Origin of the sequence: Kitasatospora sp. NPDC051170 (assembly GCF_044455705.1) — a bacterium.
Classification (GTDB): domain Bacteria; phylum Actinomycetota; class Actinomycetes; order Streptomycetales; family Streptomycetaceae; genus Kitasatospora.
This window is the reverse complement of sequence record NZ_JBITFA010000008.1, coordinates 239,367-254,401: the sequence shown is the minus strand read 5'-3', so window position 1 is coordinate 254,401 and position 15,035 is coordinate 239,367. Positions and strand designations below refer to the sequence as shown.

Below are 15,035 nucleotides of genomic sequence, written 5' to 3'. Positions count from 1 at the left end.
TCATGCCGGTTGTTAACGCTCACATTGCACGGAGAGGGCGACCGGGGGACATGCTCCTCGATGACACCTCCACGGAATTCCACCAGTTCTTCGAACGCCACTACGCCGAACTCGCCCGTCTCGCGCACCTCCTGACCGGCGAGGCGGACGCGGCCGACGACCTCGCCTCGGACGCCCTGATCGCACTGTGGCAACGCTGGGACCGCCTCCGTACGGCCGATCATCCGATCGCCTACGCCCGCGGGGTCGTCGCCAACATGGCCCGGGAGCGCATCCGCAGCGCCGTCCGCGAGCGGCGCCGCGTCCTGCTGTTCTGGACCCGCAGCCCCGAGAAGACCGAGGGACCGGACGTGGCCGCCGTGCTCGACATGCGCGCCGCGCTCGCACGCCTGCCGTTCCGCAAGCGGGCCTGCGTGGTGCTGCGGCACGCCTTCGACCTCTCGGAGAAGGACACCGCCGCCGCGCTCGGCATATCGGTCGGTACGGTGAAGAGCCAGACCTCGAAGGCGATGGCCGAGCTGGAGAGAGCACTCGGCGCACGAGCGGCCGGCGAACTGACGACAGGAAGGAGGAACCGTTGAACGAGCACATCGCCCGGCAGCTGCGCGAGGCCGCCCAGGCCCACCAGCCCGACCGCGCACGGATGCTGGCCCGCGTGCAGCGCGGCGCGGCCGGTCCCGCCGTCCGTCACCGCGCCCGGTCGGGCCTGCGGTCCTGGCCCAGGATCGCGCTGGCCGGAATCGCCGCCGTCGGCGCCCTGGCCACCGGCGGACTCGCCGTGGCCGGCATCGCCCCCTGGACCCCGCAGCCGCCGGACACCGCCACCACCGCACCGGCCGACCCCTCGCCGACGGTCACGCCGACGCCGTCCGCTCCCCCGAGCGCCCCTCCCGCACCGGCGACCGCAGCGCCGCCCGCCGTCACGCCGACCGCACCCCGGCCGACCCCGTCGGCGAGCAGCCGGGCCCAGAACGGTCCGCTGTGGTCGGAGGGTTCGATCGACCCGCACAGCACCGTGTACTGGGCGCAGAGCAACCTCACCCTCAGGACGGGCCAGCCGCTCACCTCGCTCACCGTCGAACTGCGCGTCGCCCAGACCGGCGACGTACGGGACACCGGGAACTGGCGGACCCTGCCCGTCGACGACTTCACCGTCACCGTGCAGGAGAGCGGCGGCGCGCTGGTCTACCGCTGGGTGCTCAAGCCGGGCCGTACCGTACCGGCCGGGCAGCACGAGTTCGCCGCCCAGTACAACCACGCCACCGGCGTGCGGGCGGCCGCGAACGACGGCTACCGCGTCGACGCGGTGTCCGCGGGCGGCTCCGCGTCCGTCTCGGGAGGCTTCCCTCCGGGGCGGTGACGGAACACGCAGGTGGAGGAACGCTCAGGTGAAACAGCGCGCAGGTGAAGGAACGCGCAGGTGAAGGAACGCGCAGGTGAGGAAGCGCGCACGCCACAGCGGCGCCCGCTCGATCGAGCGGGCGCCCTGTGCATGCACAGCCGGGCCATGAAGGGGTGGGGTGGCGATCGCCCGGGGCTGCGTGACGGGCGATCACGGGGGGATTCCACGACAGTGCTTGACCAGTGGGAGCGCTCCCACTGTGCGGGATCGCCCCCGGCCGGTCAAGAGGCTCGACGAGTTCCGCAACCCGAGCAACAAATCCCGTCAACTCCCCTTCTCCTCGGCGACAGTTGGCGCTACCGTCGGTGCCCACCAGTGGGAGCGGTTCCATCAGTCGGCGCGCCGGGAGCGGCGCGCCCTCGAGCACGCTGAAAAGGACCCCCACCATGAGCCGCATCACCCGCGGTACCCACCCGCCGCGACCCACCGTCAACCGGCTGCGCAGCAGTCGGACCGCCGTCCTCGCTGCCCTCGGCCTGCTGGCCGCCTCCGGCGCCACCGCCACCGTGCTGTCCAGTGCCGCGGGAGCCGCCTCGGCCGGCTGCCGGGTCGACTACCAGGTGTCCAACCAGTGGAACACCGGCTTCGGCGCCAACGTCGTCCTCACCAACCTCGGTGACCCGGTGAGCTCCTGGACGGTGGAGTGGACCTTCGCCGGCGGCCAGCAGGTCACCCAGGGCTGGAACGCGACCATCACCCAGTCCGGGGCGGCCGTCTCGGCCGCGAGCCTCTCGTACAACGGCAGCCTGGCGACCGGCGGTTCCACCTCCTTCGGCTTCAACGCCTCGTACAGCGGCGCCAACCCCGTCCCCACCGCGTTCAAGCTCAACGGCGTGGCCTGCAACGGCGCCACCACGCCGCCCACCACCCCGCCCACGACCCCGCCGACCACACCTCCCACCACGCCTCCGACGACCCCGCCCACCACCCCGCCCACCACGCCGCCCGGCACCCGCGTCGACAACCCGTACGCCGGCGCGAAGGTCTACGTGAACCCCGAGTGGTCCGCGCACGCCGCCGCCGAGCCCGGCGGCACCAGGGTCTCCAGCCAGCCCACCGGCGTCTGGCTGGACCGCATCGCCGCGATCGCCGGCGCCAACGGCAAGATGGGGCTGCGCGCCCACCTCGACGAGGCGCTGCGCCAGAAGGGCAGCGGCGATCTGGTCATCCAGCTGGTGGTCTACGACCTGCCCGGCCGGGACTGCGCCGCCCTCTCCTCCAACGGCGAACTCGGCCCGACCGAGATCGACCGGTACCGGACGGAGTTCATCGACCCGATCGCGGCCGTCCTCGCCGACCCCAAGTACGCCGCCCTGCGGATCGTCACCACCGTCGAGCTGGACTCGCTGCCGAACCTGGTCACCAACACCACGCCGCGGGCCACCGCCACCCCGGCCTGCGACGTCATGAAGGCCAACGGCAACTACATCAAGGGCATCGGCTACGCGCTCAAGAAGCTCGGCGCCATCCCGAACGTGTACAACTACGCCGACGCCGGCCACCACGGCTGGCTCGGCTGGGACGACAACCTCGGCCCGTCCGCCGAGCTGTTCAAGCAGGCGGCGACCTCCGAGGGCGGCTCGCTCTCCGACGTCCACGGCTTCATCGTCAACACCGCCAACTACAGCGCGCTCCAGGAGAAGAACTTCACCATCGACGACACGGTCGGCGGCACCTCCGTCCGCCAGTCGAAGTGGGTGGACTGGAACCGCTACGTCGACGAGCTCTCCTACGCGCAGGGCCTGCGGGCCAAGCTGGTCTCGCTGGGCTTCGACTCCAACCTCGGCATGCTGATCGACACCTCACGCAACGGCTGGGGCGGCGCAGCCCGGCCGGCGGGCCCCGGGCCGCAGACGAGCGTCGACGCCTACGTCGACGGCGGGCGCTACGACCGGCGGCTGAACACCGGGAACTGGTGCAACCAGGCGGGCGCGGGCCTCGGCGAACGGCCGCAGGCCGCCCCCGCCCCGGGGATCGACGCGTACGTCTGGATGAAGCCCCCGGGCGAGTCCGACGGCGCCAGCAAGCCGGTGTCGAACCCCGACGGCAAGGGCTACGACGGGATGTGCGACCCCGCGTACACCGGCAACCCGAGGAACAACAACCACATGTCCGGCGCGCTGCCGAACGCGCCGCTGTCCGGCGAGTGGTTCTCCGCCCAGTTCCAGGAGCTGATGAAGAACGCCTACCCGGCGCTGTGACGCGGAGTTGAGCGCGCCGGCCGTCCGGAGTCCCCTCGGGGCTCCGGACGGCCGGTCGCGTCCGGAGGCGGTGCGGCGGCCAGGACCGCCGGTCACGGCCGAAGGCGATGCGGCGGCCAAGGACCGCCGGTCGCGTCCGGAGGCGATGCGGCGGTCAGGAGGACCGCCGCACCACCAGCTCCGTCGGCAGCACCAGCCGGGACGGCTCCGACTCCTCCCCCGCGATCTGCCGCAGCAGGAGGCCGGCCATGGTGCGGCCCATCTGCTCGATCGGCTGGCGGACGCTGGTCAGCGGCGGGTCGAGGTGGCGGGCCACCGGCGAGTCGTCGACGCCCACCAGGGCGACGTCGCCGGGCACGTCCAGGCCCCTGGCCCGCAGGACCGCCAGGGCGCCCACCGCCATCAGGTCGGAGGCCGCGAACACCGCGTCCAGCTCCGGGCGGCGCTCCAGCAGTTCCCGCATGGCCCGGCGGCCGCCGTCCTCGGTGAAGTCCCCGGCGGCGACGAGGCTCTCGTCCGCCGGAAGGCCGGCCGCCGCCAGGCCCTGGCGGTAGCCGTCGAGGCGGCCCGCGGCGGCGTCCATGTCCGGCGGGCCGGTGATGGTGGCGATGCGACGGCGTCCGCGCCCGGCGAGGTGCTCCACGGCCGAACGGCCGGCCCCCACGTTGTCGGAGTCGACGTAGGCCACCGACTCCTGCGGCGAACGGCGCCCGTTGAGCACGGTCGGCAGGCCCAGCGCGCGCATCTGGTCCGGCAGCGGGTCGTCCCGGTGGACGGAGACCAGCAGCACGCCGTCCACCCGCTGCGCGGCGAGGTACTGCTCGAAGCGCTGCCGCTCCTGCTCGGTGCGGATCAGCGTGAGCAGCACCTGTTTGTCCGCCGCGCCGAGTTCGGCGCTCACGCCGCGGATGATGTCCAGGAAGTACGGCTCCGCGAACAGCCGGGCCTCGGTCTCCGGCACGACCAGCGCGACGGCGTCCGTCCGGCTTCCGGCCAGCGCCCTGGCCGCGCGGTCGGGCACGTAGCCCAGCTCCGCTATGGCCCGGCCCACGGCCTCCTTGGCCCGGTCGCTGACCCGCGCCGACCCGTTGATCACCCGGGACACCGTGCCGCGCCCGACCCCGGCCAGGGCCGCGACCTCTTCCAGCGTCGGCCTTCCGGTCTGTCGTCCGCCCACCACCCACGCGCCTTCCGTCGCCGCCATCGCTCTCGCGCCCGCCTGGCAGGGGATCGTAGGTCACCGGGGCGGGGCGCCGCCAACGAACCGCCGGGCCCGCGTCGGCCCCGACGGGCCGACCGGCGGGCCGCGCCGGGCAGTTCGGCTCCTTCTCTTGACACCGGATCAGCCGAGGCTGGAACCTTCCGAAGAGGATATGGGAGCGCTCCCACGCTACTCCTCGGAGCGCCCCGGGCAACAGCCTCACGACCGGTGTGATCCCCCCACCGCCACGAAAGCCACCACGAAGGTCACGACGAAGGCCACCCCGAAGCCACTCCGAGAGCCGCCCCCACCGTTGGAGCACCCCGTGCCCGTTCCCCCCACCAACCCGCTCCCCGCCCCCGTCCCCTCCCCCTCGCCCTCCCCCTCGCCCGTCCCCTCCCCCGCCCCACCGCCCCGGTTCCCCGCCGGCTTCCTCTGGGGCGCGGCCACCGCCGCCTACCAGATCGAGGGCGCCGTGGCCGAGGACGGCCGCACCCCCTCGATCTGGGACGCCTTCTGCCGCACCCCGGGCAAGGTCTTCCAGGGCCACACCGGCGAGATCGCGGTCGACCACTACCACCGCTTCCGCGAGGACGTCCGGCTGATGGCCGAGCTCGGGCTGACGGCGTACCGCTTCTCCGTCTCCTGGCCGCGCGTCCGGCCCACCGGCCGGGGCCCGGGCGCCAAGCCCGGCCTGGACTTCTACCGCCGCCTCGTCGACGAACTGCTCTCCCACGGCATCACCCCCGTCGCCACCCTGTACCACTGGGACCTCCCGCAGGACCTCGAGACCGCCGGCGGCTGGCCCGAGCGCACGACCGCCGAGCGGTTCGCCGAGTACGCCGCGCTGGTGGGCGAGGCCCTCGGCGACCGGGTCGGCCACTGGACCACCCTCAACGAGCCCTGGTGCAGCGCCTTCCTCGGCTACGGCTCCGGCGTCCACGCCCCCGGCCGCACCGACCCGGTCGCCGCCCTGCGGGCCGCCCACCACCTCAACCTCGGCCACGGCCTCGCGGTCTCCGCGCTGCGCGGCGTACTGCCCACCGAGGCCCGGGTGTCCGTCTCGCTCAACCTGCACGCGCTGCGCCCGCTCACCCCGTCCGCCGCCGACCGGGACGCGGTGCGCCGGATCGACGCCGTCGGCAACCGGGTCTTCCTCGGCCCCATGCTGGAGGGCGCCTACCCGGAGGACCTGCTGGCGGACACCGCCCACCTCACCGACTGGTCGTTCGTCCGCACCGGCGACGAGACGCGGATCCACCAGGCGCTGGACTGGCTGGGCGTCAACTACTACACGCCCACCGTCGTCTCCACGGCGCCCGAGGGCACGACCCCCGTCCGGGAGGACGGCCACGGCGGCGGCGCGGCCTCGCCTTGGCCGGGAGCCGACCGAACCGGCTTCCACGCGGCGTCGGGCGAGCGGACCCTGATGGGCTGGGCCGTCGACGCCACGGGCCTGCACCAGTTGCTCACCGACCTGGCCCGCCGCTACCCCGGCCTGCCGCTGACGGTCAGCGAGAACGGCGCGGCCTACGAGGACGAGGTCGGCGAGGACGGCACCGTCGACGACCCGGAACGCACCGCCTACCTCCACGCCCACCTGGCGGCCGTCCACCGGGCGGCGGCCGACGGGGCGGACGTGCGGGGCTACTTCGCCTGGTCGCTGATGGACAACTTCGAGTGGGCGTACGGCTACGACAAGCGCTTCGGCCTGGTCCACGTCGACTTCCCCACCCAGACCCGCACCCCCAAGGCCAGCGCCCGCTGGTACGCCCGGGTCGCGCGCAGCGGCGAGCTGCACCCACCGGCCTGACGGACCGTCCACCGGACGGCGCAGAGAGAGCAGACACCCTTGACCCACCCCGCGACACCACCGCCACCCACCACCGGCGGCCTGCTGGTCATCGGCAGCGCCGCCGCGGCCGACACCCCCGGAGCCGGCCTGTCCACCGTCCACCACGACGCCGACGGAGCCATGCGGCTCCTCGGCACCCTGCCGGTCGACCGCCCCTCCTACGCGGCCCTCGACCCGACCCGCACGGTCCTGCACGCCGTCCTGGAACAGGACCCCGGGCAGATCGCCTCCCTGCGGCTCGACCCCCGCACGGGGAGCCTCGGCCCGCCCGCCACCACCCCGAGCGGCGGCTCCGGCCCCTGCCACCTCGCGCTCCACCCCGGCGGTTCGCACCTCTTCGCGGCCCACTACGGCGACGGCACGCTCACGGTGCTCCCCCTCCGCGCCGAGGACGCGCTCGCGGCCGAGGTCACGCAGACCGTACGCCACCCCGGCCGGAAAGCCTCCAGCGAGCTGCACACCACCCCGCGCGCCCACATGGCCGCGCCCTCGCCGGACGGACGGTTCCTGCTCTGCACCGACCTCGGCACCGACCTGGTCCACGTCTACGCCTTCGACCAGGCCACCGGCCGCCTCGACCCGCACGACACCGTCCGGCTGCCGGACGGCCGGGGCCCCCGGCACCTGGTGTTCCACCCCTCCGCGAGGCGGGTCCACGTCCTCAACGAGCTCGCCTCCACCCTCACCGTCTGCTCCTGGGACGCGCCCACCGGCCGCCTCCGACCCACCGCCGAACTCCCCACGAGCCGGCACCCGGAGGCGCCCCACGCCAACTACGCCGCCGCCCTGCGGGTCTCCTCGGACGGCCGCTTCCTCTACACCACCAACCGCGGCGACGACACGGTCACCGTGTTCGCCCTCCACGAGGACGGGGCGGCCGTCGAGCCGGTCGACATCACCGACTGCGGAGGCTCCTGGCCCCGCGACCTCGCCCTCAGCCACGACGAACGGCTCCTGTTCTGCGCCAACCAGGGCTCCGACAGCCTGACGGCCTTCCACCGCGACCCGGCCACCGGGCGCCTGACCCCCACCGGCGAGCCCCTCCGGGTCACCGCGCCCACCTCCGTCCTGCCGGTCGGCCCCTAGAGAGCCCCTGAGCCCCTGAACCCCTGAACCCTGAGGCCCTGAGGCCCTGAACCCCTGAGCCCTGCGGAGGCTTCCGCCCGTACGGACGGGAGCCTCCGCCGGAGCGGCTACGGGACCTCGACGAGCCGCTCGAAGAAGTACTCGTGCTTGAGGAACGAGACGTCGTACTCGTGCCCCGGGTACGGCGGGATCAGCTGCGCGGCCTGGAACAGCCGCCAGCCGTCCCGCAGCGCCTCCACCCCGCTGTCGTAGGGCGGCTCGTCGGAGTCGCCGGTGGTGGGCTCGGTGCGGCCGGTGCCGTCGTAGGCCGTCCAGCCGACCACGTGGGAGTCCAGCCGGGAGTCGGCCAGGTACAGCACGAGGACCTGCTGGCGCAGCGCCGCGGCGCCGCCGTTCGACGCGACAGGGATCGTCATGCCATCGTCTCCTCGGGCCGGTTGGTGACGCGAGTCACCCAGTGGTCGAGGTCGTAGCCCGCGTCGCCGGTCAGCTCGCGCCACAGCAGGATGCGGTTGTAGCGCTCGAGCCGGCCGGTCGCCCACTCGTACCAGGGGAAGACCGCGTCGAGTTCGGTGTTCACCTGCGGGTCGTGGAGGTCGGAGGTGTCCCAGAGCCGCCGCTGACGGACCCTCGGGTTGAAGCGGATCTTGAACATGTAGCGGACGGTGTCGCTGTCGTTGCGCCGCCCGCCGTGCCAGAGACCGTGGTGCAGAAACACCACGGTGCCGGCGGGGCAGACCAGGCGGTCCTGGCCGCGCAGGTTCTGGTAGCGGCCGGTGTCGGACTCGTTGGTCCGCCGCAGGTGGCTGCCGGGCACGCTGAGCGTTCCGCCCATCTCCAGGGTCACGTCCTGCGGGTAGTACATCAGCTGCACGTCGAAGGCGTCCGGTCGCACGTCGATGATCGCATCGCCGTGCAGCGCCTGGGCCGAACCGCCGTGCGGCTCGCGGATGTGGACCGCGTGGTGGTCCACCCACGGCTCGGGGCCGACCAGGCTGCGCAACGCGCCCGCCACCTGGGGCAGTTCCAGCAGGCGGCGGACGAACGAGCCGTCCGCGTACGCCTCGGACACCGGCGTCCCGTACGGCACGTCCGGCACGCCGGCCGCGAGGACCTCCAGGCCCTCGGAGTTCATCTCCGCCGGGACCACGGCGTCCAGTCGCAGCGACCCCCGGGCCACGAAGCGCGCCATCTCCACCGATGAGAGCAGTACTTCCGTGTCTTCCCTGTTCTCCATGGCCGCCACGCTAGATCCGGCCCGCCCGCCGCCGCGTGGGCCGGGCTCACCCTCCGGTGGTCCGTTTTCACCCTGCTCGGCGCGTGGTAGAACTCGTACCCATGCGGACAGTCCTCGCGCGGCTCGACGAGCCGCCCGTCCTCGCCGTCGTCGGCATCGGGGTGCACGGGCCGGCCGGTCACGTGGACGTGTTCTCGCTGCCGGACCTGTGGCAGCTCCACCTCTACCGCTACCGCGCGGACCTCACGGTGGACGGCACCGCGCACGAGATCCGGCCCGGCACGGTCAGCCTGGTGCCGCCCGGTTCCGAGGTCCGCTACCGCTACCGGGGCCGCTCCGAGCACTTCTACGTCCACCTGCGCCTCGGCACCGCCGGTGCGCCGCACCGCGTCCCCGTCCTCCAGTCCGCCGGGACGGAACTCGAGCCGCTCACGGCCCGGTTCGGCCAGGCGCTGGCCGCCTGGCCGCGCACCCCCGCCCGGGCCGCCGCCGAGATCTGGACGGCGCTGTGGTGGATCACCGAACTCACTCCGCCCGAGGAGCCCGACGCCCCGGCCGTCCATCCGGCGGTCGCCGGCGCCACCGCGCTGATCGAGGCCCGGCTCGCCGAACCCCTCACCGTCCCCGAGATCGCCCGCGCCGTCGGCGTCTCGCACAACCACCTCACCCGGCTGTTCCGCGCCGCCACCGGTGAGACCGTCGTCGGCTACATCCGCGCCCGCCGGATGGAGCGCGCCCGCCACTTCCTGCGGGCCACCACGCTCTCCGTCCCCGCGATCGCCGCCTCGGTCGGCATCCCCGACCTGCACGCCTTCAACAAGACCTGCCGCCGCGAACTCGGCGCCTCGCCCCGGGCCGTCCGGGCCTCCTGAGTACCTGCGCCCGAACCCGGAAGCCGCAGGTCGGCCCGCCAGCGAACCGGCCCGGAACCCACCGCGGAATCATGCCTGCGAAGCCGCCGACCCCGAGGTCCGGGAAAGGTGCTGAGGCCCGCACCGTCCAGGCGGTTCCCGGCGGTGCGGGCCTCAGCCGGGATTCCCCGCAGGTGCGGGCTCAGGCAAGAGCCCCGTCGGACCGGAGCGGACTGACGTCGCTCTCCGACTTCCAGATGGGAGCCCCAGCCGCCCCCAGGTAGTGCCCCTGCGCGTCGGTTTCGATCACACCGGCCGGGCTCGTCCGGCCACCACCGCTGTCGGCACCTTGACCGACGGCCACCGCACCGAACCCGACGACGGCCACGGCGGTCAGGCCGGCGGCAACGGCGTGGGTGAAGCTTCCACCCCAAGCAGGCATGCTGATCATCCCCCGTACGTTCGCAGCCCGTCCTGTGACGGGCTCGACTGACGCAGATTCAAGCACCGGCACAGGGCTCGGGCAAGGCGCAGGGCGCAGGGCGCAGGGCGGGCAAGGGTGGACTCGTCGGCATGCGGGCAACCGGCGTTCTGAGGCAGAAAAAACTTTTCACGAACCGGGGCAACCTTTCCGGAGCCGGCGGCAACCAAGTGCTGACCGGCCAGGCGGGCCGGTCAGCGACAGCTGCTGAAAGCGAGCACCGACATGTCCCCGCACTCCCCCACGCCCCCGGAGCCGTCCCCCGCCGGCGGCCGTGCCCGCCGTGGGCGCCCGTCGTTCCCCGCCGCCCTCCTGGGCGGGCGGAAGGGGCACCGCCGCCGTCGGCTGTACCAGCGCCGCAGCTTCTGGGCGGCCGTCGGCCTCGCCGTCGTGGGCGGCTCGGTGGTCGTGGTCAACGCGGCCTCGGCGAACACCGTGTCCGTGGACACCGACCCCTTCTACCTGCTGGTCAACCGCAGCACCGGCCAGGTACTGGACGACTTCGGCTACGCCGGGTACGACGGTGCCCCGGTGGTGCAGTGGAGCCGCACCGGCGAGGCGAACCAGCAGTGGCAGTTCATCGACTCGGGTGACGGGAACTACCGGCTGAAGAACCGGTTCTCCGGCAAGGTGCTGGACGATCTCAACTGGTCGAGGACCGAAGGCACCGAGCTGGCGCAGTGGCAGGACCTGAACGGCGCCAACCAGCAGTTCCACCTGGAGAGGTCGTCGGACGGCTACGTCCGTCTGATCAACCGCGCCAGCGGCAAGGCCGTCGAGATCCCGGGCGGCGCCAAGACCACCGGGGCCCACATCGCCCAGTACCACGACTGGAACGGCCCCCAGCAGCAGTGGCAGCTCGTCCCGGTCGGCAACAGCGGCGGCGGCAGCGGCAGCGGGAACACGGGCAGCTCCGGCAGCAGCGCCGTTCCCACCACGCCCGCCAAGCCCACCCCGCCGGGCGGCAGCGTTCCGACGAGCCAGGCTCCGAGCGGCCACCCGACCTCGGCCGCTCCGGCCCCCGCGGGCGGCGGCGGCAACAATGCGGCGAAGACCCTCATGGGCAGCAGCACCATCCTCATCGGCGGCTCGATGTCCGACGCCTCGGCGAGCGCCGCGCCGTTCGACGTGCAGTACGCCTACGTGCACAGCCAGCCCGCGCCCTCCTCGGACTACTACACGGCGGCCCGCTGCCAGGACGCCTGGTCGGGCTGGTGGGGCTGCTGGACCGGCAGCACCACGGCGCCCGGCACGTTCGTGACCTACAAGGACGCCAACGCGGCTCATGCGACCTACCAGGGCAAGTCGCGCCCGCAGAAGCAGCTCTGGACCTGGTACTCGCTGCGCGACCTCGGCGACGCGGCGGGCCAGGGCGACGGTCCGGGCGAGGTCCAGGCCATCAACCGGGCCGACCTGCTCACCCGCTACCTGAACGACTACCGCTTCTTCCTCCAGAAGATCGGCACTTCGCCCGACATGATCGACCTGGAGCCCGACTTCTGGGGCTACGTCCGCTCGCTCGGCAACCCGCACCAGGTCGCCGCGCAGGTCAAGGCCGCGAACCCGACGGACTGCGGCTCACAGGAGAACAGCGCCTCCGGCCTGGCCCAGTGCATGATCGCGATGGGGCACAAGTACGCGCCCAACACCGGCGTGGGACTGCACCTGTCCTGCTTCGACTGGCAGCAGAACACCCCGCAGTGCGCCAAGGACTACGCGGACCTCGGGGCATCGAGCGCCGACTTCCTGGTCACCGACGTGACGGACCGCGACGCGGGCTGGTACGCGCTGCCCGCCCACGGCAGCAAGGACACCTTCTGGAACGACCAGAAGGGCTTCGCCGCCCTCGGCTTCTACAAGACGCTGGCCGAGGCCGTGGGCAAGCCGGTGGTCCTGTGGCAGGTCCCCGTGGGCAACATGGGGCAGAACAACACGCCCAGCCACTACAAGGACGACAAGGTCGACTGGTTCTTCTCGCACCTGGACCAGGTGGCGAACGCACACGTCGGCGGCATCCTGTTCGGCGCCGGCTGGACGGAACAGACCACGCCCGAGACCGACGGCGGCAACCTGATCAACAAGACCATCGCCTACCGCAACTCCGGTGGCACCCCGCTCAAGTACCCGCTCAAGTAGCGGCACCCGACGGAACCCCCGGCCGCCCGGCGGCCGGGGGTTCCGCCATGTCCGCCCCGGGAAACGGCGGCCCGCTGACCGGCGACGGCCGACGCCCGGAAGCGCGGTGGCTTCCGGGCGTCGGGGGGCGGTGATCCGGCGTGGGTGGCCGCCGGCTCAGCGCCAGTTGAAGGTCAGCACCGGGGAGGCGTTGCGGACCAGGGTGCGGGCCTGGTCCGGCCACCAGGTGCCGGCCGGGGGGTCGACGGTGCCGTACTCGGGGTCGGCCGTGGCGCCGGGGACGCTGCGGGTGCACTGGCCGTCGGACTGGCCGACGGTCTTGATCCAGAGGTAGGCGTCCACGAGCGGGGTGCCGGTGTCGGCGGTGGGGCGGTCCCCGATGCCCCGGCCGGGCGGGTTGCACCAGATCTGCGGGTCGCCGGTGTACTTGCCCGCCGGGGGCTTCCAGGCGCCCTTGCCGTTGCGGCTGGTGTCGACGACGAAGTGGGTGAGCTCGTTCGCGGGCGGGGTGCCGACGGTCTGCTGGAACCACTGGTCGGTCCAGTGCCAGGTGGTGGGGTCGTCGGCGTCGACGGAGTCGCCCGGCTTGCCGTCGTTGGGGGCGGCGGGCGAGTAGTACTGGCCGGCGCACCAGTCGGCGTGGCCGCGTGCGGACTCGGGGCCCTTGGTCGCGTACCAGAGGCAGTTGGAGACCCAGGTGCCGTAGTGGTCGGACAGGTCGGTGGCGAAGAAGTTGGAGACGTTCAGCGAGAAGCCCTGGGTGCGCTCGGCCCCGGCGTCGATCAGGCGCTGCGTCATGGCGCCCACGCTCTGCCAGTGGCTGTTGCCGGCGTCCAGGTAGACGGTGGTGTTCGGCTGCTTCTCCAGGGCATCGATCGCGTAGCGGAGGTCGGCCATGCGGCCCGCCGTGAGGGCGCCCGTGGGGTCGGTGGTCGGGGAGCAGTCGCGGGGCAGGTTGGCCAGGGCGTCGGGTTCGAGGACGATCACGGCCTTCGAGCGGCCGACGCCCCGGGCCAGTGCGGCGATCCACGCCTGGTAGTCCGCGTCGGACTGCGCGCCCCCGGAGGAGTACTGGGAGCAGTCCCGCCCCGGGATGTTGTAGGCGACCAGGACCGGGACGGTGCCGGTGCGGGCCGCGCGGCGCACCAGGGTGCGCGTCTGCTCCTCGACCTGGGCCGGGGTGCCGTCGGAGAACCAGTGGGCCTGGGGCCAGGTCGCCAGTTTCGCCATGGCGAGGGCGCTCGCCGGGTCGTGGGCCGTCAGGTCGCGCAGGACCTGCTGGGCGGCGTCGCCGTCCGGCTCGACGTAGAAGCGGGTGCCGGCCGCCAGCCGGTGGCCGCCGCCCTCGGCGTCCTCGGCCTGGGCCGGGACGGCGAGCCCGGCGAGCAGGGCGGCGATGCCGACGGGGATCAGCGAGCGGGGGATACGGGGTCTCACCAGGTGTCCTCTGGTCGGGAGTCGGAGTTCGGAGGAGGGAACGTGCGGGGGTGAGGCCGGTCCCGCGTGGGGGCCGGAGCCGGCCTCGGCCCCGGTCGAGGTCAGTAGCCGTAGATCATCTTGTAGGCGACCTCGGGCAGGAACTGCCCGGCGGACGAGCCGCCGCCGACGCCGCAGTTGCCGTCGGACTCGCCGGGCGCCTTGATCCACAGCAGCATCTCGGCGCCGCCGCCCCTCTGCGAGGGCGAGCCGATCCGGCGGCCGGCCGCGTTGCACCACTGGCCGTTGGAGCCGTTGCCGTTGCGGCTGGTGTCGACGACGAAGGGCTTGGTGAAGCCCTTCATGGACGCCAGGGACGCGTTGACGGCGTTGCCGTAGGAGACGTTGTCCCCGGTGGGGAGGTAGTTCGACACGTTGAGCGAGAACCCGCGGGCTCCGCTGACCCCGGCGGCGGCCAGGTGCCGGGCCATGGTGTCGGCGCTCAACCAGGCGGGGTTTCCGGCGTCGAGGTAGACCCAGGTGTTGGGGGCCTTGGCGTTGAACTGCGCGATGGCGTTGCTCAGCAGGCCGTCGCGCTCGGCGATCTGGGCCTGGCTCATGCAGCTCTCGTCGCCGAGCGAGTCGGGTTCGAGGATCACCACCGCGGGCCGGCTGCCGATGCCGCTCGCGAAGGCGGCGATCCAGCTCCGGTAGTCGGCGGCGCTGCCCGCCCCGCCGCCGGACTGGCCCGCGCAGATGTCGCGGTTGGGGATGTTGTACGCCACCAGGATCGGCAGCTTGTCGCTCGCGGCGGCCGCGCCGACGTAGGCGCCGGTCGCCGTCCCGATGGTGCCGCTCCAGTTGCCGAACCAGCGCGCCATGGGCACGTCGGCGATCGACGAGCGGATGGCGGGAGCACGGCCGTCCCCGGGGTTGGCGTTGACCCACCGCTGCGCGGAGGAGTCGGGGTCGGCGTAGAAACCGCTGGTCATGCCGGTGGGGTCGGCGGCGTGGGCGGCCACGGGGTGGAGCGTGAGCAGGGCGGTGCACAGCACCGGGGCCAGGAGCAGGGAACGCCTGCGGAGCGAGCGGCTCATGGTTCCTCCACGGGTGGGGGGTGGGAGGGGAGGATGGCAGCGAGGATGGAAGCGCTTCCGGTCCCAGATGAT

General features: G+C 73.2%; 13 protein-coding genes. 7 read left to right on the top strand and 6 right to left on the bottom strand.

All coding sequences use genetic code 11. The features are described from left to right. The first annotated feature begins 50 nt into the window (after positions 1 to 50). From ACIBCA_RS19065 to ACIBCA_RS19055, 3 genes are all read left to right on the top strand, one after another. On the top strand, positions 51 to 581 hold the full coding sequence (locus ACIBCA_RS19065; RefSeq protein WP_396284068.1) for a SigE family RNA polymerase sigma factor: 531 nt from the start codon (positions 51 to 53) through the stop codon (positions 579 to 581). After that, positions 578 to 1,360, top strand: a complete 783-nt coding sequence (locus ACIBCA_RS19060; protein WP_396284067.1) for a hypothetical protein — start codon at positions 578 to 580, stop codon at positions 1,358 to 1,360. The genes ACIBCA_RS19065 and ACIBCA_RS19060 overlap by 4 nt, the downstream gene beginning before the upstream one ends. A 428-nt stretch (positions 1,361 to 1,788) precedes the next feature. Next, positions 1,789 to 3,603 (top strand): glycoside hydrolase family 6 protein, encoded by a 1,815-nt coding sequence (locus ACIBCA_RS19055; RefSeq protein WP_396284066.1) that lies wholly within the window; start codon positions 1,789 to 1,791, stop codon positions 3,601 to 3,603. A 154-nt stretch (positions 3,604 to 3,757) separates the two neighbouring features. Here ACIBCA_RS19055 and ACIBCA_RS19050 read toward each other — a convergent pair whose 3' ends face one another. Next, the gene (locus ACIBCA_RS19050) at positions 3,758 to 4,807 is read right to left on the bottom strand and encodes a LacI family DNA-binding transcriptional regulator (protein ID WP_396284065.1); all 1,050 of its coding nucleotides are present in this window, start codon (positions 4,805 to 4,807) and stop codon (positions 3,758 to 3,760) included. Positions 4,808 to 5,129: 322 nt separating this feature from the next. On the opposite strand from ACIBCA_RS19050, the gene ACIBCA_RS19045 reads away from it, so the two are divergent. Together ACIBCA_RS19045 and ACIBCA_RS19040 are read left to right on the top strand one after the other, a co-directional pair. After that, positions 5,130 to 6,617, top strand: a complete 1,488-nt coding sequence (locus ACIBCA_RS19045) for a GH1 family beta-glucosidase (RefSeq protein ID WP_396284064.1) — start codon at positions 5,130 to 5,132, stop codon at positions 6,615 to 6,617. 39 nt (positions 6,618 to 6,656) lie between these two features. Then, positions 6,657 to 7,745: a lactonase family protein gene (locus ACIBCA_RS19040; RefSeq protein ID WP_396284063.1), complete on the top strand. Its 1,089-nt coding sequence runs from the start codon at positions 6,657 to 6,659 to the stop codon at positions 7,743 to 7,745. A 107-nt stretch (positions 7,746 to 7,852) separates the two neighbouring features. On the opposite strand, the gene ACIBCA_RS19035 is transcribed toward ACIBCA_RS19040, so the two are convergent. Then, a complete protein-coding gene (locus ACIBCA_RS19035) occupies positions 7,853 to 8,161 on the bottom strand; it encodes a hypothetical protein (protein ID WP_396284062.1) in 309 nt (102 codons plus the stop codon). Continuing rightward, a complete protein-coding gene (locus ACIBCA_RS19030) occupies positions 8,158 to 8,982 on the bottom strand; it encodes a phytanoyl-CoA dioxygenase family protein (protein ID WP_396284061.1) in 825 nt (274 codons plus the stop codon). Before ACIBCA_RS19030 ends, ACIBCA_RS19035 begins: the two co-directional genes overlap by 4 nt. Before the next feature lie 101 nt (positions 8,983 to 9,083). Here ACIBCA_RS19030 and ACIBCA_RS19025 point away from each other — a divergent pair, with 101 nt between their 5' ends. After that, positions 9,084 to 9,854 (top strand): helix-turn-helix domain-containing protein, encoded by a 771-nt coding sequence (locus tag ACIBCA_RS19025; protein WP_396284060.1) that lies wholly within the window; start codon positions 9,084 to 9,086, stop codon positions 9,852 to 9,854. Between the two features lie 181 nt (positions 9,855 to 10,035). On the opposite strand, the gene ACIBCA_RS19020 is transcribed toward ACIBCA_RS19025, so the two are convergent. Beyond that, the gene (locus ACIBCA_RS19020; RefSeq protein ID WP_396284059.1) at positions 10,036 to 10,284 is read right to left on the bottom strand and encodes a hypothetical protein; all 249 of its coding nucleotides are present in this window, start codon (positions 10,282 to 10,284) and stop codon (positions 10,036 to 10,038) included. 255 nt (positions 10,285 to 10,539) lie between these two features. On the opposite strand from ACIBCA_RS19020, the gene ACIBCA_RS19015 reads away from it, so the two are divergent. Beyond that, positions 10,540 to 12,450, top strand: coding sequence for an RICIN domain-containing protein (locus tag ACIBCA_RS19015; RefSeq protein ID WP_396284058.1), 1,911 nt, complete (start codon positions 10,540 to 10,542; stop codon positions 12,448 to 12,450). Positions 12,451 to 12,606: 156 nt separating this feature from the next. On the opposite strand, the gene ACIBCA_RS19010 is transcribed toward ACIBCA_RS19015, so the two are convergent. Further along, a complete protein-coding gene (locus ACIBCA_RS19010; RefSeq protein WP_396284057.1) occupies positions 12,607 to 13,887 on the bottom strand; it encodes a glycoside hydrolase family 6 protein in 1,281 nt (426 codons plus the stop codon). Between the two features lie 101 nt (positions 13,888 to 13,988). Continuing rightward, on the bottom strand, positions 13,989 to 14,963 hold the full coding sequence (locus ACIBCA_RS19005) for a glycoside hydrolase family 6 protein (RefSeq protein WP_396284056.1): 975 nt from the start codon (positions 14,961 to 14,963) through the stop codon (positions 13,989 to 13,991). Positions 14,964 to 15,035 lie beyond the last annotated feature (72 nt).

Excerpts from the sequence above, each read along its gene's own strand:
- ACIBCA_RS19065 (WP_396284068.1), top strand. The coding sequence starts at position 51 with ATGCTCCTCGATGACACCTCCACGGAATTCCACCAGTTCTTCGAACGC.
- ACIBCA_RS19055 (WP_396284066.1), top strand. The coding sequence starts at position 1,789 with ATGAGCCGCATCACCCGCGGTACCCACCCGCCGCGACCCACCGTCAAC.
- ACIBCA_RS19050 (WP_396284065.1), bottom strand. The coding sequence starts at position 4,807 with ATGGCGGCGACGGAAGGCGCGTGGGTGGTGGGCGGACGACAGACCGGA.
- ACIBCA_RS19035 (WP_396284062.1), bottom strand. The coding sequence starts at position 8,161 with ATGACGATCCCTGTCGCGTCGAACGGCGGCGCCGCGGCGCTGCGCCAG.
- ACIBCA_RS19030 (WP_396284061.1), bottom strand. The coding sequence starts at position 8,982 with ATGGAGAACAGGGAAGACACGGAAGTACTGCTCTCATCGGTGGAGATG.
- ACIBCA_RS19025 (WP_396284060.1), top strand. The coding sequence starts at position 9,084 with ATGCGGACAGTCCTCGCGCGGCTCGACGAGCCGCCCGTCCTCGCCGTC.
- ACIBCA_RS19020 (WP_396284059.1), bottom strand. The coding sequence starts at position 10,284 with ATGATCAGCATGCCTGCTTGGGGTGGAAGCTTCACCCACGCCGTTGCC.
- ACIBCA_RS19015 (WP_396284058.1), top strand. The coding sequence starts at position 10,540 with ATGTCCCCGCACTCCCCCACGCCCCCGGAGCCGTCCCCCGCCGGCGGC.
- ACIBCA_RS19005 (WP_396284056.1), bottom strand. The coding sequence starts at position 14,963 with ATGAGCCGCTCGCTCCGCAGGCGTTCCCTGCTCCTGGCCCCGGTGCTG.